The following is a 23,190-nucleotide window of genomic DNA, read 5'->3' as shown; positions in this document are numbered from 1 at the left end:
GTGTTGTCTTTTCTTCAGTCGGCCGAGGCGGGCGTCGGCGCCGCCGATACCGGCACCGGCTTCACCTTGTCGCCCGGGTGCGCGCGCTGCAGGCCGTCGACCACGAGCCGGTCGCCTTCGCGCAGGCCGCCGGTCACGATCCACTGGTCGCCCGAGGCGCCGCGCACTTCGAGCGCGCGCAGTTCGACCTTGTCGTCCTTGCCCACCACCAGTGCGGTCGGCTCGCCCTTGTCGTTGCGCGCCACGCCGCGCTGCGGCGCGAGCACGGCCTGCCGTTCGACGCCGGCCTCGACCTGCGCGCGCACGTACATGCCGGGCAGCAGCAGCCCCTGCGGGTTCGGAAACTCCGCGCGCAGCGTGACCGAGCCGGTCGCGGCGTCGACCGCCACTTCCGTGAACTTCAGCGTGCCGGCGTGCGGGTAGGGCAGGCCGTCTTCCATGCGCAGGCTCACGCGCGTGCTCGCAGGCGCCATGTCGCCCGAGATGAAGCGGCGCTTGAGCCGCGTGAGTTCGAGGCTGGACTGCACCACGTCGACATAGATCGGGTCGATGCGCTGGATCGTCGCCAGCGCCGTGGCCTGGCCCGGCGCCACCAGCGCGCCCTCGGTCACGCTGGAGCGGCCGATGCGGCCCGAGATTGGCGCCTCGATGCGCGTGAATTCGAGGTTGATGCGCGCCGCCTTCAGGGCAGCCTGCGCGGCCTTCACGCCGGCCTGCGCCTGCACGAGCGCGGCCTGCGCCTCCTCGTGCTCCTGCCTGCTCACGGCATTGGCCTTCACCAGTTCGCCGAATCGCTCGGCCTTGCCGCGCAGGCTCGCGATACCGGCCTGCGCGGTCGCGAGCGCGGCCTGCGCCTGCTCGTGCGCCGCTTCGAAGGGGCCGGGCTCGATCTCGTACAGCACCTGGCCCGCGCGGACCATGCTGCCTTCCTCGAACAGGCGCTTGCGCACGATGCCGTTGACCTGCGGGCGCACCTCGGACACGCGGAACGCGGCCGTGCGGCCCGAAAGCTCGGTGTGCACGGGCACATCGCCCGCGTGCATCGCCATCACGCCGACTTCGGGCGGCGCGGTCTCGGTTTGAGGGGCCTGCCGGGCGCCGCACGCGGCGAGCACGAGCAGGGAAAAGGGTAGAAGCAGAAGCTTGAAAGTCATGGCCGTCCGGAAACGCGCTGCGGCGCGAGCCGGGATCGCCCGGGTCGCGCGTCTGTATGGATTTGCACTGTTGTGGTGCATTCTGCCTGCCGTGTTGCGTCGCAACATGAAGGGTTCCTGAGGCTTCCTTGGGGAAGCCAACGAAAAAAGCCCATGCGGGCGAGAGCCCGCCGCCACGTCGATCCGTGGCAACGGGCCCTGCCGCATGGGCCGGGCGGGCTGGCTGGCTCGGAGCTAGCTGGCGCTTTGCTGTCGCCGTCCCAGCGCGAACACCGAGTTCGGCGCGTCGACGACGAAGGGCTTGCGCGTGGCGGGCTGGCCGCTGGGCGAACGCCGCACTTCGCTGCGAACCGCCGCCTGCACGCCCTTGGCCTTCTGCTCGTCGACCAGGCTCTGCAGCGAGATCGACTTGAGGAACTCGACCGCCCGCAGGTTCACGGTGGCCCAGAGCTCGTCGATCTCGCAGCGGCCGGCCTCGCCCGGCGCGTCGGCATCGCGCTGGCGGGTGGTTTCAGCATCGTGGTCCTCGATCGAGAGGACGATGTCGGCCACGGAAATCTCGGCCGCCTTGCGGCTGAGCGAATACCCGCCGCCCGGGCCGCGGGTCGATTCGACCAGGCTGGCGCGGCGCAGCTTGCCGAACAGCAGCTCCAGGTAAGACAGCGACACGCGCTGGCGCAGGCTGATCGAAGCCAGCGTGACGGGGCCCGAACGCCCATGAAGGGCGATGTCGATCATCGCGGTGACCGCGAAGCGGCCTTTGGTGGTGAGACGCATGGGATGTTCCTTCCTTTTCTTCCTTCGTGGGGAATCACTCGTCCCGGCCGCCGGCGATGCCCAGCAGGGCCAGCAGCGACTGGAAGACGTTGTAGATGCTGAGATACACACCCAGCGTGGCGGAGATGTAGTTGGTCTCCAGTCCGTCCTTCACGCGCTTGAGGTCGTGCAGGATGAAGGCCGAGAAGATGCCGATGGCCAGGACCGACAGCGTCATCATCAGAGCGCTCGACTTGATGAAGAAGTTGGCGATGCCCGCCACCAGCAGCAGGATGGCGCCGATGAAGAGCCACTTGCCCATGGCCGACAGGTCGCGCTTGATGACCGACGACAGCGTGGCCATGCCGAAGAAGATCGCGCCGGTGCCGGCGAAGGCCGTCATCACCAGGCTGGCGCCATTGGCCAGGCCGAGCACGGTGCCGACCAGGCGCGACAGCATCAGGCCCATGAAGAAGGTGAAGGCCAGCAGCACCGGCACGCCGGCGGCCGACTCCTTAGTCTTCTCGATGGCGTACATGAAGCCGAAGGCGCCGCCGAGGAAGACCATCAGGCCGATGCCCGGCGACATGGCGCGCGAGAAGCCGGTGGAGACGCCGATCCAGGCGCCGAGCACGGTCGGCAGCATCGACAGCGCGAGCAGCCAGTAGGTGTTGCGCAGGACGCGGTTGCGCTCCTGCGGCGAGGCGATCGGCAGCTCGATGCCGTCGTGATAGGTGGTAGGGCTGTTGTTCATTCTGTGTTGATTCCTTGAAGCTGGACCGGCGCCGGGTGCGCGCAATGGATGGCGCGCGCAAAGGGGCACAGGGCCGTGAATGAGAGAGATCAGGTAGCGGCGGTTGCGATGCGGGTGCCGCCCGATGGCGGCCGGCCCTGGTCACAACAGGGGAGCGGGAGCCATGGCGGCTCCCGGTCGCGAAGGCTTTTGGGGCCTAGGCGACGAGGGACGTGGCGCGGGGTGGCCGCTTGGGTCGCGCCAGGAACGGCGAGACGATGGTGGTCAGGCCGAGTTTCGGCGGCTGTTCCGTGAAGCGCAGCAGCGCGGGCGCGCCGTTGCGTGCATCGACCAGCTCGGCGTGTTCAGAGCCGGCTTCATCGATGGAGAGGGCGTCGTCCGATGCCTTGTCGGCATCGCCTGCCGGCTTCCTGGCTTCGGAGAGATCGGAGATGTCTGAGAAGGCGACGCTGACGATCAGCGTCTGGGTCGCCTGTGCCGCCTGCGGTTCGGCATGCGAATGGCCGGCACCGAGCATGTTGTGGGCAAGCACGGCGAAGCCGTAGCAGGACAACATGATTGCGAGGACGGTAGCGGCAAACCAGCGGGACATGTAGGGGTATTTTACCTGCCGCGCCGGGCCTTTCTTCGCGGCGGCGGTTTCAACCGACCGGATCGCATGGATGTTCCTCAGGCCGGCGCGGTCGTCGTATCACCGCCTTCGGGCTGCAGCCATTCGCTTGCGTGGGTGCGCAGGGCGTCTATCTGCAGCCAGATCAGACCGAGTTCGGTATGGAAAGTTCGCGCCTGCGGGTCGCCGCTTTCCCCGCCTTCGGCTGCGGCCTGTGCCAGCGCGGCCCGCGCTGCGGTTTCATCTTCCGTGCCGCCTGTTGCATCCACCACGCCCTTTTCCAGCCCGGTCGCCAGCGCCTCCAGCGCCGCGATCGCCCCCTCGGCAGAGGCATGCAGCACCGCCATCTGGGCCGAATCGGGCAGCGCCGAGCGGTGGGCGCCCAGCGCTGACAGGTAGCTCAGCAGCGTGTGCGAGCGGATCAGGAAGCGCAGCGCCACCCCCGCGCGCGGCCTCACGTAGCCCGGCTCGCGGAACATGTCCGACACGGCGGTGGACAGCGCCGCATCCGCGTTGTGGTCGTTGCGCCGCGCCAGCCGGTAGTCGAGGTGGTCGCGCGCGCCGGTGCGGTACTGGCCGACGATCTGCCGCAGGTAGCCCGCGTGGCCGCGCATGGCGGCCGCCGCAAGCTCGTTGATGCGGCGGGCCTGCCAGTGAGGCAGCACCAGCAGCACCGCCAGCCCGGCGATGGCGCTGCCGATGGCGGTGTCGACCAGCCGCGGCACCAGCAGCACGCCGCTGTCGCCGACCTGGTTGAAGCACATCAGCACCAGCAGCGTCATGGAGGCGGTGGCCAGCAGGTAGCGCGTGGTGCGGGTCGCAAAGAACAGCACGCCGGCGATCACCGCGAGCACCGACTGCACCAGCGGCTGCGGAAAGAGCTGCAGCAGCGCCCAGCCCGCCACCACGCCGAGGGCGGTGCCGGCAATGCGCTGCCCCATGCGCGCGATGGTGTCGCCATACGTCTGCTGGCAGACGAAGAGCGTGGTCAGCAGGATCCAGTAGCCCTGCGCCGGGTGGATGACATGCATCACCCCGTAGCCCGCCACCAGCGCGATCGACAACCGCAGCGCATGCCGGAAGAGCGGCGATCGCACCGTGAGCTGCCGCCGCACCCGCTCGACCGCGTCGCGCCAGGAGCGTGGCGAGCGGTCGAACAAACCCATCTCCGTGCGGCCCGCGCGCGCCGAAGGCTGGCTGGCCCCCGCGAGCTGGCCGTCGAGCAGCGCGAGATTGCGCGCCAGCGCCTCCACCGAGGCCAGCAGCACCAGCCGCTCGGGTGTTCCGGCCCGCGCGCGTTCGTGCTCGATGGCGCTGCGCAGATCGGCCAGAGCCTGCACGGTCTCGGTCCCCACCTCGAAGGGCTCGCGCCGCTCCACCGAATCGGCCAGCCGCTGGCAGGCCAGCCCCTGCAGGCCCAGCACGCGCTGGCAGCGGTAGAGCAGGTCGCTGTGGAAGAAGGCATCGGCCAGTGCGTTGTAGTCGTCGTGCGAGGAGCTGGCGCGCTCGTGCACGTCCTGCGCGATCAGGTACAGCCCCCGGTAGCGCGAGATGCGTCCGGTCGGCGCCCGCGCGCTGATGCGGCGGAAGATGCTTTCCTTGGCCGCGTTGAGCTCCGTCACCACCTCGGCATTGAGCTGCGCGAGCGCGAGCCGCTTGCGCTCTATGTCGATGCCGCGCAGCGGCTCGAAGAGCGACGCCTTGAAGCGCACGTAGTTGCCCAGCACCGTGAACAGCGTCACCAGTCGCGCCTGCACGGGCTGCGCCGGAAAGGCCGCGCACCACAGTACAGAGAACACGCCGTACCAGGCGGCGCCCGCCACCAGCAGCAGGGGCTCGCGGCCGCGATGCGCCACGCCGTGCGCGCCCATGTTCTCGATGCCCAGCGTGGCGTACATCGCGAGGATCAGCGTCGCGTACGCGATCGCCTTGTAGCGTGCCTCCACGGCGCCGAGCATGGTGAGCCAGAAGGCCGCGAGCGCGAGTCCGGCGATGAACAGCAGCGGCATGCCGAAGGCCGCCTCCACCGCGAACGCGATGGCCGCGAAGCAGGCCAGCGTTACCACCTGCGCACGCAGCCTGCCGCGCCAGCTGTCGTCGGTCTCGGCGAGCGCGCTGGCGATGGCACCGAGGAAGAGGGGGATCACCGCATCGGCGTGGCCGCTCCAGGCGCAGCCCGCCATGAGGCTGCCGAGGGTGAGAAGGATGCGCACGGGCTGCGCGCGAGAGGCGAAAGACCGCAGCCGCTGGCGCAGCGCGTCGGGAGACAGGGGAAGCATGATGGGCCGATCTTGCACGATGCATGCCACGGCCATGTGGCGGGATGAGGCGCTGCGGGGTGGTCAGCGCCGGCTGCGCAGGAATCCGTGGCGCGGCGCGATCCACCGCACCTGTTCGTCGTCGGCCGTGGGCGCATCGGAAGTGCCCGCGAACAGCATGCCTTCCTCGACCAGCAGGAACCGGCGCGACTGCGCATCGCCATCGTCCGGCAGCACGCGCAGCGTCGCATCGCCGACGCTGATCTGCTCGCCCGGTGCCAGTACCACGGTGCCTGCATCGGAAGCCGCCCGCGTCGACAGGAGCCATCGCACGCGTCCCGGCGCGGCGGAGGCAAGCGCCTCGGCATGCGCGGGGTCCGCGGGCGATGCGTCGATCAAGGCGCAATCGCCGCCCGCCGTTCCCACGAAGTAGCTGTGCACCAGCGTGCCCGATCCGTCGCCGGCTTCTCCGGTCACCCGCAGCACCCGCGCAGAAAGCCGCATCGCCAGTCCGGCCTCGTGCGCGTAGCGGCCGCCGCCTTCGCCATCGGGATCGACAAAGCCGACTTCCTCGTACGAAGGCTCCTCCATGTTCACCGGCCGCCGTCCCTTCGGACCGTCCGCCAGCCGCGGCATCGCGCGAGGAATGTGCTTCAGGCCGCGCGCATGCGCCATGAGCTCGCCCACGCTTTCGAACCGCGCGAGTTCCAGCAGGATGCGGCGCGTCACGTTCATCAGCTTGAGCCCGCGCGCCGGGTCCACGGCATCGGCGGGACGCAGCCACATGTGCTCGACCGTCTCGCGTCCGTCGGGCTGCACGCTCTGCGACTCGGGCATGGTGGCGAGGAAGAAGCGCGTGTCGAAGCGGCGCGGCATGCCCGGCGGCGTGAGCCAGTGCGAGAAGTACGCGAGCCGGTCGGCTGCGAGCTTCCAGCCGTGCCGCGCGCACAGCGACAGCAGCGCGTCGGTGCCTTGCTCGGCGGCATGGCGCATTTCGGCGAGCTGGCCGGAGGGCAGGCCGTCCAGTGTCACCGGCCGTCCGGCGTCGTCGGTCGCGAACAGCAGGCCGGCTTCCTCGAAGCATTCGCGGATCGCCGCCGCGTAGTAGTCCAGGCCGCCCTCGGGCACTTCGAGCCGTTCGCTCGCGGCCCGGTCGTCGAGGCCGCTGCAGCAGCCGTGCAGGCCGCGGTCGTGCGCGTCGATCACACCGCCCGGGAACACGCTCGCGCCGCTGTTCTGGTCGTTGGCCTTCTCGGCACGCCGCAGCATCAGCACTTCCAGGCCGGCACTTGCGTCGCGCAGCACGATGAGGGTGGCCGCCATGCGCACGGGACGTGGCTGTGCGGTGGGGGGCGTGTCGTGCGTGGGGCTGGCTGTCATGCACCCATTGTCGCGCCGGCCGGTGCTGCCAAGGTGACAGCACCGGCCCCGCGCTGTCACCCTGAAGACCGTGCGAAACGCCGCGCGCAACGTACCTTCAAGGCGCACATGCACAACACCGACTCTTGCTGAAGGACGCACCATGCATTTTGAATTCACGCCCCGGGTGATCGCGCTGCGCGAGGAACTGCTCAGGTTCATGGACGAGTACGTCTATCCCAACGAGAAGCGCCACGAGGAGGAACTCGCCGCCAACGCCCGCGCCGGCCGGCCGTACGCCGAGCTGCCGATGATGGCCGGCCTCAAGGCCAAGGCACGCGAGCGCGGTCTGTGGAACCTGTTCCTGCCCGAGTCGGAGCACGGCCCCGGCCTGAGCAACGTCGAGTACGCGCCGCTGTGCGAGATCATGGGCCGGCGCTACTGGTCCTCCGAGATCTTCAACTGCTCCGCCCCCGACACCGGCAACATGGAAGTGCTGGCGCGCTACGGCACCAAGGCGCAGCAGGAGCGCTGGCTCAAGCCGCTGCTGGCCGGCGAGATCCGCTCCTCCTTTGCGATGACCGAGCCCGAGGTGGCTTCCAGCGACGCCACCAACATCCGCTGCAGTATTCGCCGCGAGGGCGACGAGTACGTCATCAACGGCCGCAAGTGGTACATCACCGGCGCGATGAACGAGCGCTGCGAGATCTTCGTGCTCATGGGCAAGACCGACCCCGACAACGCCGACCGCCACAGGCAGCAGTCGATGATCCTCGTGCCGAAGAACACGCCCGGCGTGACCATCGTGCGCGACATGGCGCTGCTCGGCGTGTACGACCCGCCCTTCGGCCACCCCGAGATCGTGTTCGAGAACGTGCGCGTGCCGGTCGAGAACATCCTGCTCGGCGAGGGCCGCGGCTTCGAGATCGCGCAAGGCCGCCTTGGCCCCGGCCGCATCCACCACTGCATGCGCGCCATCGGCATGGCCGAGGCCGCGCTGGAGATGATGTGCCAGCGCCTCGTGTCGCGCACCGCCTTCCACAAGCCGCTGTCGGAGCAGGGCGTGTGGCGCGAGCGCATCGCCGAGTCGCGCATGCTCATCGAGCAGTCGCGCTGGATGGTGCTCAACGCCGCCTACCGCATGGACACCGTGGGCAACAAGGTCGCCGCCAAGGAGATCGCGATGATCAAGGTGCTCACGCCCAACAACTGCGTGAAGGTGGTCGACTGGGCCATGCAGGCCTTCGGCGCGATGGGCCTGAGCCAGGACACGCTGCTCACGCACTTCTACGCGTATGAGCGGCACCTGCGCGTGGCCGACGGTCCCGACGAGGTGCATCGCAACGCGATTGCGAAGCAGGAGCTGGCGGCGTACCAGTAAGTGGGCGAGAAGGGTGCGCGAGAACGCGCGCTCAGTCCTTCGCCTCTGCCGGCGCTTCCCAGGCGAAACCGACGCCATATACCGACCGTATCCAGTCGTGCTCCGGCGTCACCACGCCGAGCTTGCGGCGCAGGTTCTTCACGTGGCTGTCGATGGCGCGTTCGGTCACGTCCACCGTGTCGTCGTAGGCCAGTTCGAGCAGGCGGGCGCGCGAGAAGATGCGCCCCGGGTGCCGCGAGAGCACCTGCAGCAGCCCGAATTCGCGCCGCGTGAGGTTCAGCGGCGTGCCTTCGAGCGAGGCACGCCAGTGCACGTCGTCCAGCACCAGTCCCGGCGCGTCGCCCTGCGGGGACGCTCCCTGTGCGAGGCCCGGCGCGGTGCGGCGCAGCACGGCGCGCACCCGCGCCACCAGCTCGCGCGGCGAGAAGGGCTTGCACACGTAGTCGTCGGCACCCAGCTCCAGGCCCAGCAGCCGGTCGACTTCCTCGATGCGCGCGGTCAGCATGATGATCGGGTGCGCCGTGTGCTCGCGCGCGCGGCGCAGCACCTCGATGCCGTCGAGCCGCGGCAGCATGATGTCCAGCAGCGTGAGGCCGGGAGGCGAGGCGACGATGCTTTCGAGCGCGCTCTGCCCATCGGTGAAGAGTTCGGTGTCGTAGCCCGCGTGGCGCAGGTAGTCCTGCACCACCGAGGCGATGTCGGTTTCGTCTTCGACGATGACGATGCGTGTCATGACGTTGCTGCCAGTGGAAGGGTGATGGTCAGGCGCAGGCCGCCCAGTGGCGAGGCCGACGCGTCGATGGTGCCGCCGTGCGCCTCGACGGTCGCGCGGCAGATGGAAAGGCCGAGCCCGGAGCCTCCGTGTTCGCGGCTGCGAGAGCTCTCGCCGCGGAAGAGGCGGTCGAACAGGCGCGGCAGCTCGGACTCGGGCACGCCTGGCGCGCTGTCGTCGAACACCAGCGTGAGGCGGTTGCCCGTCCACGCGCCTTCGACGATGACGTCGATGCGCAGCTCGCCGCCCTCGTCGGTGTAGGCCAGCGCGTTCTCCAGCAGGTTCATGAAGACCTGGTGCAGCCGGTGCGCGTCGCCCTCGATCACGGGCTGCGCGGAGGCGCCGATGCGGTCGACCGCGCGACGGTCCACCGTGATGTTGCGCGCGTCGAAGCGGTCGCGGGTGTGGTCGAGCGCTTCCTTCAGCAGCGAGAGCGGGAACACGGTGGTCGCGAGCAGGTCGCTCTGCGGCTCGCGCATGCTGCTGCGCAGGTCGTCGACCAGCTGGCCCAGGCGGATCACCTGCCGGTGCAGCCGCAGCGCGGTGCGCTCGTCGAAGGTGCGCACGCCGTCCTGCAGCGCCTCGATTTCCGCGCGCATGGCGGCCAGCGGCGTGCGCAGCTCGTGGGCCGCGTCGGCCAGCCAGGCGCGGCGCGAGGCCTCCATCGTGTCCAGGCGCTGCGCCATGTCGTTGAAGGTGCGGCCCAGCAGCGCCAGTTCGTCGGAGCCCTGCACCGCGACGCGGGTGGAGAGCCGGCCGCGCGCCACGTCCTGCGCGGCCTGCGTGAGTTCGTCGATGGGCCTGAACCAGCGGCGCGCCAGGAGCCACGACAGCACCAGCGCGAAGCCGAGCCCGCACAGGCCGGTGAGCACGATCACGCCCGACTGCCGCGCGACGAAGGCCCGGTCGGCCTCGCTCTCCAGGCCCTGCATCGGCGTCAGCGCCAGGTAGCCGATGACGCTTCGGTCGCGCCGTATCGGTATGCGCGCCGCGTTCGCCAGGTCGCCCTCGGCGCCCACCACGCGCGCGCCATGCGCGTCGAGCAGGGCCAGCCGCTGGAAGATGGAGTCCGGCATCTCGCGCGGATCGCGGAAGAACCACGGCGGCGGCAACGTCGGCAGCCGGCGCGGCACCAGGTCGAGCTGCTGCGACGGCAGGCCGGATTCCGGCGGTGGCGGGGGCGGAGGCGGGCGGCCCTCGTCCTCGTTGTTGCCGTCGCCGGCATTGCCGCGGTTGCCGCGATTGCCCTCCGGCGGCGGGTTGCCGCGCATGGCGCGGTGCTCGTACCAGGGCGGCAGGCGCCTTTCGTCGGCGCTGCCGGTGCCGTTGTCGAGCGCGGCGGCCAGCCGGCCCATCTGCAGGCGGCGCCATGCGTCTTCGTTGTCGTGCAGGCCCTTCCAGTCGCCGTTGGCCACGTAGTACTTCAGGAGGATCTGCGAGAGCCAGTCCATGCGCCGGATCTCGATCTCGGCCACGTAGGAGCCCAGCCCGCGCTGCAGCGCGATGATCGACAGGCCCGCGAAGCTGATCAGCAGCACGATCAACAAGGCGGCCAGCGCCAGGAAGATCTTTCTGGAAAGGGTCAGGTGAGGCATGGGCTCGGAGGGGCAGTGCCGCATTCTGCGGCATGCATGGCGGGCGAGGGGAGGCGGGCTGAGGACGGCTGGAGGGGACGGCCACCGATCATCGCGGCCGAATGTGGAGGAATCTGGGAGGAAATCCGCTCGGGGATCTCCATCTTTTCTCCACCATGCGGCCCCAGCATGAGGCCATGAATCCGGAACCGAGCCTTGCGCTGCAGGGGGCGATCGTCGTGTCTTTCTGCCTTCTTGCCCAGGCGTGGGTGCTGCTGGTGCTCTGGGCCGAGGTCCGGGTCACGCGGCCGGCCGGTACGCAACTCACAGGCTCCAACGTTCACAGGGAAGAAGAGTGACAAGTCACGACGACACCGCCATCGGCCGCCGCGGCCTGCTGGCCACCTTGGGCGCCGCCACGCTGGCTGCAGCCTCCGCCCGGCCCGCCGGGGCCGCCACCGCGCTGAAGAAGCTGCCGCTGACCGCGCAGACCACCGAAGGCCCCTACTACCTCGACCTGGACCGGATGCGCCGGGACATCACCGAGGGGCTCGAGGGCGTGCCGCTGGAAGTGCGCTTCAACGTCTGCGACGCCACCGGAAAGCCGCTGCCTGGGCTGCGCGTGGACATCTGGCATTGCGACATGCAGGGCCGCTATTCCGGCTTCGGCGAGCAGGGCGACGACCGCTCGCTCGCCTTCGAGGGCAAGACCTTCCTGCGGGGCAGCCAGCTCACCGACCGCGAGGGCGTCGCCGCCTTCGCCACCATCTACCCGGGCTGGTACGCGGGGCGCACCACGCACATCCACATGAAGGTGCTCGACGGAACGCGTGCGGTGCTCACCTCGCAGTTCTTCCTGCCCGATGCGCTCAGCGAGTTCCTGTACACGCAGGTTCCGCTCTACCAGCGCACGCGGGTGCGCGACACGCTCAACAGCGTCGACGGCATCGCGCTGAAGGCCGGCGACACCGTGCTCGGCGCGGTGCGCGAGGAGCGGCAGCGCTATGTGACCACGCTCGCGCTGGTGGTCGATCCGGCCGCGAACCCCGCGATCGATCGGCCGCCACCGCCTTCCGCGGGCGGCATGCCGCCGGGCGCGCAGGGCATGCCGCCAACAGGCGGTGCAGGAGGCGCAGGAGGCGCAGGAGGCGCAGGAGGCGCAGGCGGCTGGCCGCCCATGCATCCGCGCGCGCTGGCCGGCGCCGCGCGCCTCAAGGCGCTGGTGCCGCCGCGCACCACGAGCTGACGATCGGCCGCTCCGCGAAGCTGAAGCCAACGCCGTAGACCGAGCGGATCCAGTCGTGCGAAGGCACGGCCGCCGCGAGCTTCCTGCGCAGGTTCTTGATGTGCCCGTCCACGGCGCGCTCGTTCACGTCGAAGGCCTCGGGAAAGGCTGCCTCCAGCAGCTTGGAGCGGGTGAACACCCGTCCGGGGTCGCGCGACAGTGCCCGCAACAGCAGCAGCTCGCGGCGCGTGAGCGTCAGCGCGCGGCCTTCGAGGCAGGCGTTGCCGCGAGGGTCGTCGAAGCGCACGGCGGTCGAGGGCCGCGCCACGCTGTCGCGCCACTGTGCATGCCGGCGCAAAACCGTCTGGATGCGCGCCACCACCTCGCGCGGCGAGAAGGGCTTGCAGACATAGTCGTCCGCGCCCATGTCCAGCGCCAGCAGCCGGTCGGCCTCGTGCGTGCGCCCGGTCAGCATGATGATCGGGTGCTTGCCGCAGGAACGCACCTTCTCCAGCACCTGGATGCCGTCGATGCGCGGCAGCACCACGTCGAGCAGGGTGAGCGCGGGCGGTTCGCCCAGGATGCGCTCCAGCGCGGCCTCTCCGTCGCCGACCTGCTCGATCTCATGGCCCGCGCCGTGCAGGTGGCCCAGCAGCAGCGAGGCGCTGTCGTGCCTCTTGTCCTCCACCAGCAGGATGCGACCCATGGCCAGCCCCCCGTGCTCAGAACGAGGTTCCGATCTGGAACTGGAAGCGCTGCGTGCGGTCGGCCGCGATGTTGTTCGCGGTGTCGGCCTTCTGGTAGATCAGCGGCACCGCGTAGGCCAGCCGCAGCGGGCCCAGCGGGGAGATCCAGCTGATGCCGATGCCGGTGGAGGCGCGGATGCGGTTCTGCGCCTTCCACTGCGCGTCGGTCATGCTCGCGGTGCGGTCGGCGAACACGTTGCCCGCGTCGAGGAAGGTGTACAGGCGCAGCGTCTTGTCGTTGCCCGCGCCAGGGAAGGGCGTGCTGAACTCCATGTTGAAGATCGCCTTGCGCGTGCCGCCCAGCGCGCCTCCCGTGACCGAGTCGGCCGGGCCGAGCGAGTTCTGCTCGAAGCCGCGGATCGAGCCCAGGCCGCCGGCGTAGAAGTTCTTGAAGATCGGGTAGGTGCTGTCGCCCAGCGCGCGCGCATAGCCCAGCTGCCCGTTGATGGCCAGCGTGTACTGCTTGGACAGCGGGAAATACTGCTGGTACTGGTAGTTGGTCTTGAGGTAGCGCAGCTCGCTGCCGACGCCCATCTCGAGGTTTGCGCTCTGCAGGCGTCCGCGCGTGGGAACCAGCGCGCTGTCGCGGTCGTCGCGCGACCAGCCCAGCGTGGCCGGGATGGCGATCATGCTCGACTTGGCGCAGCTCACGCTCGGCGCGGTGCCCGTGCACTTGAAGTAGTCGAGGTAGGCCTGCGGTGTAGCGGTGTAGACGTACGAGCCGTCGACCAGCGTGTAGGTGCCGTTGGTGCCCGGCGTGAACGACCAGCGCTCCAGGCCGATGCCGAGGAACACCGTGTCCTGCTCGCCCACCGGGAAGCCGAATCGGATGGAGCCGCCGTCGCTCGCGAGCTTGTAGTTGCCGTCGGCCTCGTAGTAGGGCCGCGTGGTGGTGTGGAACACGTTGATCGTGCGCGAGATGCCGTCCTTGGTGAAGTACGGGTCGGTGGCCGTGAGCGAGATGGTGCGGTTGTACGAGCTGGTGTTCACGTTCAGCCCCAGGTAGTTGCCGCTGCCGAACACGTTCTCCTGCGTGATGCCGAAGGTCAGCGAGACCTTGTCGGTCGACGAGTAGCCCGCGCCCAGCTGCAGCGAGCCGGTGGGCTTCTCGGTCACGTTCACCGCCAGGTCGACCTGGTCGGGCGAGCCGGGCACGTCGACGGTGTCGACGTTCACGTCGGTGAAGAAACCCAGGCGGTCGATGCGGTCGCGCGAGGCGCGGATCTTGTTGCCGTCGTACCAGGCGCCCTCGTACTGGCGGAACTCGCGGCGGATCACCTCGTCGCGCGTCCTGGCGTTGCCGCCGATGTTGATGCGGCGCACATAGGCGCGGCGCGAGGCTTCCGCCTTGAGCACCAGCGTCACGCGGTTGTTCTGCCGGTCGATCTCCGGCTCGGCCTTCACGCGCGCGAAGGCATAGCCGAAGGTGCCGAAGTAGTCGGTGAAGGCCTTGGTGGTGGCGGCCACGTCCTCGCCGTTGTAGGGTTTGCCGGGGCGGATGGTCACCAGCGTCTTGAACTCGTCCTCGTGGCCCATGTAGTCGCCAGCGAGCTTCACGCCGGCCACCACGAACTTCTCGCCCTCGGTGATGTTGATCGTGAGGGTCAGCGTCTGCCGGTCGGGCGAGATGGCGACCTGCGTGGAGTCGATGCGGAACTCCAGATACCCGCGCGTGATGTAGTAGGAGCGCAGCGTCTCCAGGTCGCCGTTGAACTTGGTGCGCGAGTACTGGTTGGACTTGGTGTACCAGTCGAGCCAGCCGCCCGTGTCCTGGTCGAAGAGGTCGAGCAGCGTGCTCTCGCTGAAGGCCTTGTTGCCGACCACGTGCACTTCCTTGATGCGAGCGGGCTCGCCTTCGGTCACGGTGAAGGTGATGTTCACCCGGTTCCTCTCCAGCGGCGTGACGGTGGTGATGACCTGCGCGTTGTAGAGGCTGCGGCTGATGTACTGCCGCTTGAGCTCCTGCTCGGCGCGGTCGGTCAGCGCCTTGTCGTAGGCCTGCCCTTCGGACAGCCCCACCTCGCGCAGCGCTTTCTGCAGCGCCGCCTTGTCGAATTCCTTGGTGCCCACGAAATCCACGTCGGCGATGGAGGGGCGTTCTTCCACAACCACCACCAGCACGTTGCCATTCACGTCGATGCGCACGTCCTTGAAGAGACCGAGTTCGAACAGCTTGCGGATGGCCGCGCTGCCGCGTTCGTCGCTGTAGGTGTCGCCGGCTCGCAGGCCCATGGTGGCGAAGACGGTGCCGGGCTCGACGCGCTGCAGGCCTTCGAGCCTGATGTCCCTGACGGTGAAGGGCTCGACCGCCCAGGCGGAAGATGTGGCGACGGATGCAAGCAGCGCGGCGGCAGCTGCGAGTGACTTGGGAAACTGCATCGCCGCATGGTTCCCGCCAATGTCGGAGAAATTTGGGACTTTCTCCTGCCTGCCCCGGACCGGCCGGGGTCTTTACCTGCGGCTTACTGCAACCCCATTGCGTTCGATGCCGCCCATGCCGGCGCGGCGGCGGCTTCCGGCATCTGCGCGCTTCTTTCGCGGCAGTTGCGCAGGTGGTCCTCGATCGTCAGGCTGCCCTGTATCTCCAGCAGGCGCTCCACGGTGCGGTCGATGGCCCGCTCGTCCAGCAGCGGGTAGTTGCGCGCGAGGCGGCCGTTGTTGCGAACCAGGCGCGCGATGTAGGGCAGGTCCTGCTGCGTGATGACGGCCGCCGGCATCACGCCTTCCAGCTCGATGCCCTCGCAGGGCAGCAGCACGAAGTACTGCAGCCGCAGCTCGTCGGACAGCAGGCTGCGCAGCTGCGTGGTCTTGCGCCCCCCTTGCCATGCGGGGTCTTTCACCTCGCGCGCGTTCTTGCCGCCGTGCAGGCGCAGAAACCAGCGCGGCGGCGACTGGTCCGATTTCTTGCGGTAGACGAACGCGTTGCGCCAGGCCTTGATCTCGAAGAGATACACGCCGGTCTCGCACACCAGCACCGCGTCGACGCGCGCGGTGGGCACCGTGTGGCCCTCCGGCATCGGGATGATGAGGTTGCGAAGAATGCGCAGGTACGAAAAGGTGGGGCTGAATGCGCTGGCGAGCTGCTGCACGCCCAGCGAGGTGGCGGTCGTGCTCGGCGGCAAGGCGATGGTCATGGAGGGCTCCTTCGATCGAGGGAGCATCGCGCCGCTTTTGGGAGACTTCTTGAACGAGGTGTTTCCTTCGGTGGAGCGCCATGGTTTGCGTGCAAACAACAGTTCTCCCAAAGCAATGGTCAATCACAAGATTCCTCCGAATTTGAACGGGACCATGCGTGTCTGCTGCTCGATGTAGAGCCGCTGCAACTGGAGAACCTGAATGAAGAAAACCCTCACGGCATTCGCTGCCCTGGCCGTCTGCGGCCTGGCTTGTGCCCAATCGTCCGTCACGTTGTTCGGCGTCGTGGACGCCGGCCTGACCTACCAGTCGACGACCTCGCGCGACACCACCACCGGCGCATCGGTCAAGCAAAGCAAGACCAGCCTGGGCAACTCCGGCTACAACTCCAGCCGCATCGGCTTCCGCGGCACCGAAGACCTTGGCGGCGGGCTGGCCGCGAGCTTCTGGCTCGAAGCGCCCATCACCAACGACGACGGCGCCACCGGCATCTCCACCTTCGCCCGCCGCTCCACCGTGAGCCTGTCGGGTGGCTTCGGCGAGCTGCGCCTGGGCCGCGACTACACGCCCACCTTCTGGAACGACACCGTCTTCGACCCGTTCGGCACCAACGGCTCGGGCACCAACGTCATCAGCACCGTCAGCGGCAACACCACCCTCAACAACGCCAACTACGTGCGCGCCAGCAACTCGATCGGCTACTTCCTGCCGCCGAACCTGGGCGGCTTCTACGGCCAGTTCCAGTACGCGCTGCACGAGAACGCCAGCACCGACGCCACCAGCACCACGGCCGCCTCGAGCAGCAGCGCTGGCCGCTACGTGGGTGGCCGCTTCGGCTACGCCAACGGCCCGCTGGACGTCGCCCTGGGCGTGGGCCGCAGCACCGTCGTCGACACGACCGCGCTGCAGCGCAGCGTGCAGACCATCAACCTGGGCGCCTCGTACGACTTCGGTCCCGTGAAGCTGTTCGGGGAGCTGTCGAACGTGAAGAACAAGTTCGACTACGCGGCAGTGGCCGACACGCACGACAGCTACAACGGCTACCTGATCGGCGCGACGGTGCCGGTGGGCGCGGGCCTGATCCGCGTGGCGTACTCGCAGGTGCGCTACAACGAAGGCGCGGCCGGCATCACGGGCGAGGACCCGCTGGCGCGCAAGTTCGCCATCGGCTACGTGCACAACCTGTCCAAGCGCACGGCGCTGTATGCGACGGTGGCGCGCGTGAACAACCGCAACGACGTGAACTACACGGGCAGCCTGGTGTCGGCCAGCACCACCGGCTACGGCAGCACGGGCACCAGCTACACCGGCCTGCCGCGTTCCTCCACCGGCTACGACTTCGGCATCCGCCACGCGTTCTGATATCGAACGCGCGCCGCGCGGAAGGGAAGGGGCATGCACGCGCTGCCCTTTTTTCTTCCGCGCGGCTTTTTCGTTTGCGCCTGTATTCCTCATTCCACACAACCAGCAGTGAGCTTCGACCGATGAACCGAGTCCGACTTCTCGCGGGCGTGCTGGCGGCCTCCGGGCTGGCCGGCTGCATCATGCTGCCCCCGCCGCCCATGCCCTATCGTCCGCCGCCGCACGGCTTCCGCGGCGAGGGACCGCCGCCTCCAATGCTCTTCGGCGATGCGCGCCGCCCGCCTCCGGGCTGGGGCGCATGCGAGGCCGGCCGCGCACCGGCGCAGGAGCGTTGCGCGCGCGGCCTGCCGGGCGAACCCGCGCCGCAGCCGCCGGGAGCGCGCTGATGACGGGCGGAGGGCAGCTGCAATCGGGCAACCTCGGATTCATCATCGCCGCCGCGATCCTGCTGGGGCTCGGCGGCGTGGCCGGCATGATGTTCTCGCTGTTCGTCGCCAACCTGCGGCAGAGCGCCAAGGCGCGCGAACTCGCCGCGCAGGCCCGCGGGGAAGCGCGGCAGCGCATGAGCGCGAGCCGCGCGCAGGACATCGGTGCGCTGCTCGACGCCGCCTCGGCCCAGGCCGACGGCAAGGCCATCCGCCTCGACATCCAGCTGCCGCAGGAAGCGGTGCGCGTGTTCGCGATCGAGGCCGAGCTGCGCGAGCTGCTCGCGAAGGTCACGGCCTACGCGGCCAGCGTGATGCGCGCCGGCACGACGCTGCAGGTGTCCGCGCATGCCGATGGCGAGCAGGCGGTAGTCCACTGGCGAGACCTCGATGCGGTCGATGCCCATCCGCCGCTCGCGAGGTTCTTCGACGGCAGGCTCCCGGCCGCAATGGCGGCCAGCGCCAAGGCCTGCGAGCGCATCGCCGGCCACCATGGAGGGCGCATCTACTCGGCGCCGCATGGCGGCGGCGTGCTGGGGCTCACGCTGCGCCTGCCGCTGCTGCGGGCCTGAGCGCGGCTTTGGAACATGGACAAACGGTAATGAAGGGGCAGCGCTTTCTCTGATCCAATGGCGGCTAGGATGGCCCCGGCGGTGCCCGCGTGAACGTGACGATGGGCGCCGGCCGACCCCGTCGCCATGAGCATCATCAGAACGCAGCCTCTTCCCCGTCTTCATCCTCCGTCGCCAGCCTCCATCGCCGCTCCCTGCCGGAGCGCCGCGCAGGGGTGCTAGGCCCCACCGCCATGTGGCGCTGCCTCATCGTCGAGGACGACGCCGACAACGCGCGCTACATCGCCGACGGCTTTCGCTCGCTCGGCCACGTGGCGGTGATCAGCCGCGACGGCGCCGACGCGCTCGCTCGCGCCACCGGCGAGCAGTGGGACATCGTCATCCTCGACCGCATGCTGCCCAACGAGGTGGACGGCCTCTCGATCCTCTCGACCATGCGCGCGCTCGGCAAGAAGACGCCGGTGCTGGTGCTCAGCGCGCTGAATGCGCTCGACGAGCGCGTGCGCGGGCTCAAGGCCGGCGGCGACGACTACCTGGCCAAGCCCTTCGCTTTCTCGGAGCTTGCAGCGCGCGCCGAAGCGCTGGTACGGCGCTCCCGCACCGGGCCCGAGATACGCATGCTGCAGATCGCCGACCTCACGCTCGACCTCGCGCGCCGCCATGTCGAGCGCGGCGGCCGGGCCATCGCGCTGCAGCCGCGCGAGTTCAGGCTGCTGGCCTATCTCATGATGCATCCGGGCCAGGTGGTCACGCGCACCATGCTGCTGGAGGCGGTGTGGGACTACCAGTTCGACCCGCAGACCAACGTGATCGACGTGCAGGTCAGCCGGCTGCGCGGCAAGCTCGACGCGGGCGGCGCCCCCACGCTGATCCACACAGTGCGCGGCGTGGGCTACACGCTGGCAGCGCCGCAATGACCGCGGCCCTGCGCCGGCTGTGGCGCTCGGTCGGCTTCCGCCTCGCCTTCTACTACGGGCTGCTGGTGGCGATCACCATGCTCGCTGCGCTGGCCATCGTCTACATGCAGACGGTGGGTGTGCTGCAGCAGCGCATGGTGCGGCAGGTGGCCGCGAGCATGCAGCAGCTGATGGTGCGCTACGACGCGCGCGGCGCCGACGGCGTGGCCGGGGAGATCGCGAATGCGCTCTCCGACGGCCGCAACTCCGACAACGAGATCTACCTGCTGACCGACCGCGAAGGCCGCAAGCTCGCGGGCAACCTCGACCAGATGCCATCGCAGGCCCCCGATGCGGGCGACGGCGTGCACCGCCGCGTGGTGCGCACGGGCCAGACCGTCATCGCGTACCTGGTGATGCGTCCGCTGCCCGATGGCGGCCTGCTGGTGGTGGGGCACGACCTGCGCGACCAGGAGTCCATCGAATCGCTGGTGGCCAGCGCCAGCGCGGCGGCGGGCATCGTGGCGGTGCTGCTGCTGATCGGCGGCACTTTCGTTTTCCGCCAGGAGCTGGAGCGCAGCGTGGGCGCGGTGCGTCGCACGGCGGCGCGCATCGCCGAGGGCGAGCTGCAGGAGCGCGTGGAGCCTTCGGGCGAGGAAGACGAGTTCGCGCTGCTGGAGCACGACATCAACGCCATGCTCGACCGCATCCAGTCGCTGATGGACGGCGTTCGCCACGTCTCCAACACCATCGCGCACAACCTGCGAACCCCGCTCACGCGCGTGCTGGTGCGGCTGCGCGCGGTGGAAGCAGGGCTCGATGCGGGCGATCCGCAGCGCGAGGCCGTGAGCACCGCCATCCGCGAACTGGAGGAGCTGGCCGTGGTGTTCGAGAAGCTGCTGCAGATCGCCGAGGTGGAAGCCGGCGCGCGGCGGCAGCAGTTCGCGCCGGTGGCGCTGCACGTCATCGCCGACGACGTGGCGGAGCTCTACGAGGCCGTGGCCGAGCTGCGCGGCATCGTGCTGCTGCGCGAGCCCGCCGACATGGCCGTGGCGCTGGGCGACCGCGACCTGCTGGCTGGCGCGGCCGCCAACCTGCTCGACAACGCGCTGAAGTACGCCGGCACCGGCGCCACCGTACGCATAGGCACGCACACGGTGGACGGCAGGGCGCAGCTCTTCGTGCAGGACGACGGGCCGGGCATTCCGCAGGCCGAGCACGAACGCATCGGCGTGCGCTTCCACCGGCTCGACCGCAGCGTGCCGGGCCACGGGCTGGGCCTTGCGAGCGTGCTGGCGGTGGTGGCGCTGCATGGCGGGCGGCTCGATTTCGCGGATGCGAAACCGGGCCTGCGCGCGTGCATCGACCTGCCGATGGCGGACGGCTGAACGCCCGCCTTCGTTCCCAACCATTGCCGAATGGCAATGTTCTGTTCATGCACAGCGGGGCCGTGAATTCCTAGGATCGACCGAGCGCACATACCGTGCGGATCAACGCAGTTCCTTCCAGGAGACATCAACGGTGAGAATCAAGAGTCAGAGAGACTTCTGCTCGGGCGTGCTCTTCAGCGCCTTCGGCGTGGCCTTCGCATGGGGCGCCACCACATACAACGTCGGCACCGGCGCCCGCATGGGGCCGGGCTACTTTCCCCTGATCGTGGGCATCCTCATCGCGCTGATGGGCGTGCTCATCACGCTCAAGGCGCTGGCCGTGGAGACGGAAGACGGCGAGCCCATCGGGCGCATCGCATGGAAGCCGCTGGTCTTCATCATCGGCGCGAACCTGATGTTCGGCGTGCTGCTGGGCGGCCTGCCGGGCATCGGGCTGCCGTCGATGGGCCTCATCGTCGCCATCTACGCACTCACCTTCATCGCCAGCCTCGCGGGCGACAACTTCGGCTGGAAGGGCGTGGCCATCCTCGCCACCATCCTCGCGCTCGGCAGCTACCTGGCCTTCGTGGTCGCGCTGAAGCTGCAGTTCCAGGTGTGGCCGACCTTCATCTCGGGCTGATCCGCGGCAAAGAAGACACAAGAACAAGACACAAGAACAAGACAAGAAAAATGGACCTGATCACCAATCTCTCGATCGGCTTCGGCGTCGCCTTCACGGCGCAGAACCTCGTCTATGCCTTCGTGGGCTGTTTGTTGGGCACGCTGATCGGCGTGCTGCCGGGCATCGGCCCCGTGGCGACCATTGCGATGCTGCTGCCTGCCACGTATGCGCTGCCGCCGGTGTCGGCTCTCATCATGCTGGCCGGCATCTACTATGGTGCGCAGTACGGTGGCTCCACCACGGCCATTCTGGTCAACCTGCCAGGCGAATCCTCGTCGGTGGTGACAGTGATCGATGGCTACCAGATGGCGCGAAAGGGGAGGGCCGGACCGGCGCTCGCCGCTGCCGGCCTGGGCTCGTTCTTCGCGGGCTGCGTGGGCACGCTGATCCTGGCCGCCTTCGCGCCGCCGCTGACCGAGCTGGCCTTCAAGTTCGGCCCGGCCGAATACTTCTCGCTGATGATCCTGGGCCTGATCGGTGCCGTGGTGCTGGCCTCGGGTTCGCTGCTGAAGGCCATCACGATGATCCTGCTGGGCCTCGCGCTCGGCCTCGTCGGCACCGACGTGAACTCGGGCGTGGCGCGCTACAGCTTCGACATCCCGGAACTCACCGACGGTATCGGCTTCATCGCCATCGCGATGGGCGTGTTCGGCTACGGCGAGATCATCGCCAACCTGGCGGTGCCCGAGCATGAGCGCGAAGTGTTCACCGCCAAGGTGAAGGGCCTGTGGCCCACCAGGCAGGATTTCAAGGACATGACGCCCGCCGTGCTGCGCGGCACGGCCCTGGGCTCGGCATTGGGCATCCTGCCCGGCGGCGGCGCGCTGCTGTCGGCCTTCGCGGCCTACACCATCGAGAAGAAGATCAAGCTCAAGCAGGGCGAGATGGCCTTCGGCAAGGGGAACATCCGCGGCGTGGCGGGCCCCGAGTCGGCCAACAACGCTGGTGCGCAGACTTCCTTCATTCCGCTGCTGACGCTGGGCATTCCGCCCAATGCAGTGATGGCGCTGATGGTCGGGGCCATGACCATCCACAACATCCAGCCGGGCCCGCAGGTGATGACCAGCAACCCGGAGCTCTTCTGGGGCCTGATCGCCTCGATGTGGATCGGCAACCTGATGCTGATCGTGCTGAACCTGCCGATGATCGGTATCTGGATCAAGCTGCTGACCATTCCCTACAAGTGGCTCTTCCCGTCGATCGTGCTGTTCTGCGCGGTGGGCGTCTACTCGGAGAACAACAACACCTTCGACGTGTGGATGGTGGCGATCTTCGGCATCGTGGGCTACCTGTTCCTCAAGCTGAAGTGCGAGCCCGCGCCGCTGCTGCTGGGCTTCATCCTCGGGCCGATGATGGAAGAGAACCTGCGCCGGGCGCTGCTGCTGTCGCGTGGCGACTGGAGCGTGTTCGTGATGCGGCCGCTGTCGGCGGGCCTGCTGGTCGCCGCCGCGCTGCTGCTGATCGTGGTGCTGCTGCCTTCGGTGAAGGCCAAGCGCGAAGAGGCCTTCGTCGAGGACTGACGGGCCGGGGGAGGGCGGCTGGTCGGAACTCCGCGCGATACTTGCGGTCCCACGCTGCCGCCGCCTTCCTTCCCTCCGATGCCCGACGTGCGTTTCCCTTCCTTCTCGATCCTTCTTCGCTCGCTCGCCCTGAGCGCGACCCTTCTCACCGCAGGCGCCCTGCACGCGCAGGCCCTGCCGCCCGGCGTGCGGCTGGGCATGTCGGCCGAGGAATTGCAGGCCGCGCTGCCCGCCGCCGAGCGCGTGCCGAGGCCGCAGCGCCTGGGCGGCGGCCTCGTCGGCTCGTGGCGCGCGGCGCCTGTGGAGATGGCCGGCCTGCTGTTCGAGCCGACCTTCTTCTTCGCGGCCTCGGAACTGCGGCGCGTCGAGTACGTGGCCTCGGCCCAGTCCACGCCCGACGGCGGCTCGGCGGCCTTCGCGGCGCTGGTGCAGTGGGGCCGGGGCGTTTTCGGCAACGAGCTGGCGTCGCGCGACCCCGGCAGCGCGTACGCCGCATGGGCGAGCAACGACACCGACATCTACGTGCAGCAGCAGGCCGGCGATCCGCGCAGGGCGAGCGTGCGGCTGGTCTACAAGGCGCGGCAGCTGCGCGACGGCAGCGAGCTCTGAGCGCGGCTTTCGGGCAGCTTCGCCTGTGCC

At 69.0% G+C, this 23,190-nt stretch carries 22 protein-coding genes; 11 read left to right on the top strand and 11 right to left on the bottom strand.

Translation table 11 applies throughout. From position 1 onward, the window contains the following. Positions 1-14: 14 nt before the first annotated feature. The 6 genes from ABL844_RS26140 to ABL844_RS26115 form a co-directional block, all read right to left on the bottom strand. Positions 15-1,154, bottom strand: coding sequence for an efflux RND transporter periplasmic adaptor subunit (locus ABL844_RS26140; RefSeq protein ID WP_418129528.1), 1,140 nt, complete (start codon positions 1,152-1,154; stop codon positions 15-17). Between the two features lie 234 nt (positions 1,155-1,388). Continuing rightward, on the bottom strand, positions 1,389-1,931 hold the full coding sequence (locus ABL844_RS26135; RefSeq protein ID WP_418122459.1) for an Rrf2 family transcriptional regulator: 543 nt from the start codon (positions 1,929-1,931) through the stop codon (positions 1,389-1,391). A 34-nt stretch (positions 1,932-1,965) separates the two neighbouring features. Further along, entirely contained in the window at positions 1,966-2,664 is a 699-nt protein-coding gene (locus tag ABL844_RS26130; protein ID WP_126024971.1) for a Bax inhibitor-1/YccA family protein, read from the bottom strand. A 196-nt stretch (positions 2,665-2,860) separates the two neighbouring features. Further along, positions 2,861-3,256: a hypothetical protein gene (locus ABL844_RS26125; protein ID WP_418129527.1), complete on the bottom strand. Its 396-nt coding sequence runs from the start codon at positions 3,254-3,256 to the stop codon at positions 2,861-2,863. Positions 3,257-3,333: 77 nt separating this feature from the next. After that, positions 3,334-5,553: a YccS family putative transporter gene (gene yccS / locus ABL844_RS26120; RefSeq protein ID WP_418129526.1), complete on the bottom strand. Its 2,220-nt coding sequence runs from the start codon at positions 5,551-5,553 to the stop codon at positions 3,334-3,336. Between the two features lie 63 nt (positions 5,554-5,616). Beyond that, positions 5,617-6,912, bottom strand: coding sequence for an NUDIX hydrolase (locus ABL844_RS26115; RefSeq protein ID WP_418129525.1), 1,296 nt, complete (start codon positions 6,910-6,912; stop codon positions 5,617-5,619). A 142-nt stretch (positions 6,913-7,054) separates the two neighbouring features. On the opposite strand from ABL844_RS26115, the gene ABL844_RS26110 reads away from it, so the two are divergent. After that, complete coding sequence (locus tag ABL844_RS26110) at positions 7,055-8,272, top strand: acyl-CoA dehydrogenase family protein (RefSeq protein WP_126024968.1); 1,218 nt, start codon at positions 7,055-7,057, stop codon at positions 8,270-8,272. A gap of 31 nt (positions 8,273-8,303) precedes the next feature. On the opposite strand, the gene ABL844_RS26105 is transcribed toward ABL844_RS26110, so the two are convergent. Both ABL844_RS26105 and ABL844_RS26100 read right to left on the bottom strand, forming a co-directional pair. Further along, on the bottom strand, positions 8,304-9,005 hold the full coding sequence (locus tag ABL844_RS26105; protein ID WP_184642200.1) for a response regulator: 702 nt from the start codon (positions 9,003-9,005) through the stop codon (positions 8,304-8,306). Next, complete coding sequence (locus tag ABL844_RS26100; protein WP_418129524.1) at positions 9,002-10,639, bottom strand: ATP-binding protein; 1,638 nt, start codon at positions 10,637-10,639, stop codon at positions 9,002-9,004. The genes ABL844_RS26105 and ABL844_RS26100 overlap by 4 nt, the downstream gene beginning before the upstream one ends. A 176-nt stretch (positions 10,640-10,815) precedes the next feature. Here ABL844_RS26100 and ABL844_RS26095 point away from each other — a divergent pair, with 176 nt between their 5' ends. Together ABL844_RS26095 and ABL844_RS26090 are read left to right on the top strand one after the other, a co-directional pair. Beyond that, positions 10,816-10,977 carry a hypothetical protein gene (locus tag ABL844_RS26095; protein ID WP_369660971.1) on the top strand — a complete coding sequence of 54 codons (162 nt, stop codon included), beginning with the start codon at positions 10,816-10,818 and terminating at the stop codon, positions 10,975-10,977. Further along, a complete protein-coding gene (locus ABL844_RS26090; protein WP_418129523.1) occupies positions 10,974-11,864 on the top strand; it encodes an intradiol ring-cleavage dioxygenase in 891 nt (296 codons plus the stop codon). The genes ABL844_RS26095 and ABL844_RS26090 overlap by 4 nt, the downstream gene beginning before the upstream one ends. On the opposite strand, the gene ABL844_RS26085 is transcribed toward ABL844_RS26090, so the two are convergent. The 3 genes from ABL844_RS26085 to ABL844_RS26075 all read right to left on the bottom strand — a co-directional run bounded on the left by ABL844_RS26085 (position 11,830) and on the right by ABL844_RS26075 (position 15,723). Beyond that, positions 11,830-12,549, bottom strand: coding sequence for a response regulator (locus tag ABL844_RS26085; protein WP_418122446.1), 720 nt, complete (start codon positions 12,547-12,549; stop codon positions 11,830-11,832). The two genes, ABL844_RS26090 and ABL844_RS26085, sit on opposite strands and share 35 nt — an antisense overlap. Positions 12,550-12,565: 16 nt before the next feature. Further along, positions 12,566-14,968: an outer membrane protein assembly factor BamA gene (gene bamA, locus ABL844_RS26080; RefSeq protein WP_369660974.1), complete on the bottom strand. Its 2,403-nt coding sequence runs from the start codon at positions 14,966-14,968 to the stop codon at positions 12,566-12,568. Positions 14,969-15,051: 83 nt separating this feature from the next. Beyond that, entirely contained in the window at positions 15,052-15,723 is a 672-nt protein-coding gene (locus tag ABL844_RS26075; RefSeq protein ID WP_184642194.1) for a nuclease-related domain-containing protein, read from the bottom strand. 202 nt (positions 15,724-15,925) lie between these two features. Between ABL844_RS26075 and ABL844_RS26070 the strand changes: the two genes are divergently transcribed. The 8 genes from ABL844_RS26070 to ABL844_RS26035 all read left to right on the top strand — a co-directional run bounded on the left by ABL844_RS26070 (position 15,926) and on the right by ABL844_RS26035 (position 23,160). Continuing rightward, positions 15,926-17,086, top strand: a complete 1,161-nt coding sequence (locus tag ABL844_RS26070; RefSeq protein WP_184642193.1) for a porin — start codon at positions 15,926-15,928, stop codon at positions 17,084-17,086. Between the two features lie 122 nt (positions 17,087-17,208). Next, the gene (locus ABL844_RS26065; RefSeq protein WP_418129522.1) at positions 17,209-17,472 is read left to right on the top strand and encodes a hypothetical protein; all 264 of its coding nucleotides are present in this window, start codon (positions 17,209-17,211) and stop codon (positions 17,470-17,472) included. After that, positions 17,472-18,083: an ATP-binding protein gene (locus ABL844_RS26060; protein ID WP_418129521.1), complete on the top strand. Its 612-nt coding sequence runs from the start codon at positions 17,472-17,474 to the stop codon at positions 18,081-18,083. Before ABL844_RS26065 ends, ABL844_RS26060 begins: the two co-directional genes overlap by 1 nt. Positions 18,084-18,316: 233 nt before the next feature. Further along, positions 18,317-19,000 (top strand): response regulator transcription factor, encoded by a 684-nt coding sequence (locus ABL844_RS26055; protein ID WP_369660977.1) that lies wholly within the window; start codon positions 18,317-18,319, stop codon positions 18,998-19,000. Continuing rightward, positions 18,997-20,367: a sensor histidine kinase gene (locus ABL844_RS26050; protein WP_418129520.1), complete on the top strand. Its 1,371-nt coding sequence runs from the start codon at positions 18,997-18,999 to the stop codon at positions 20,365-20,367. The genes ABL844_RS26055 and ABL844_RS26050 overlap by 4 nt, the downstream gene beginning before the upstream one ends. A 133-nt stretch (positions 20,368-20,500) precedes the next feature. Next, a complete protein-coding gene (locus ABL844_RS26045) occupies positions 20,501-20,989 on the top strand; it encodes a tripartite tricarboxylate transporter TctB family protein (protein WP_418129519.1) in 489 nt (162 codons plus the stop codon). Between the two features lie 50 nt (positions 20,990-21,039). After that, positions 21,040-22,551, top strand: coding sequence for a tripartite tricarboxylate transporter permease (locus tag ABL844_RS26040; RefSeq protein WP_184642187.1), 1,512 nt, complete (start codon positions 21,040-21,042; stop codon positions 22,549-22,551). A gap of 78 nt (positions 22,552-22,629) precedes the next feature. Next, complete coding sequence (locus tag ABL844_RS26035; RefSeq protein WP_184642186.1) at positions 22,630-23,160, top strand: hypothetical protein; 531 nt, start codon at positions 22,630-22,632, stop codon at positions 23,158-23,160. Positions 23,161-23,190 lie beyond the last annotated feature (30 nt).

It is taken from the genome of Variovorax sp. 278MFTsu5.1 (assembly GCF_048305045.1).
GTDB lineage: Bacteria > Pseudomonadota > Gammaproteobacteria > Burkholderiales > Burkholderiaceae_C > Variovorax > Variovorax guangxiensis.
The sequence above is the reverse complement of the archived record's forward strand: the minus strand, read 5'-3'. Positions and strand labels throughout refer to the sequence as shown.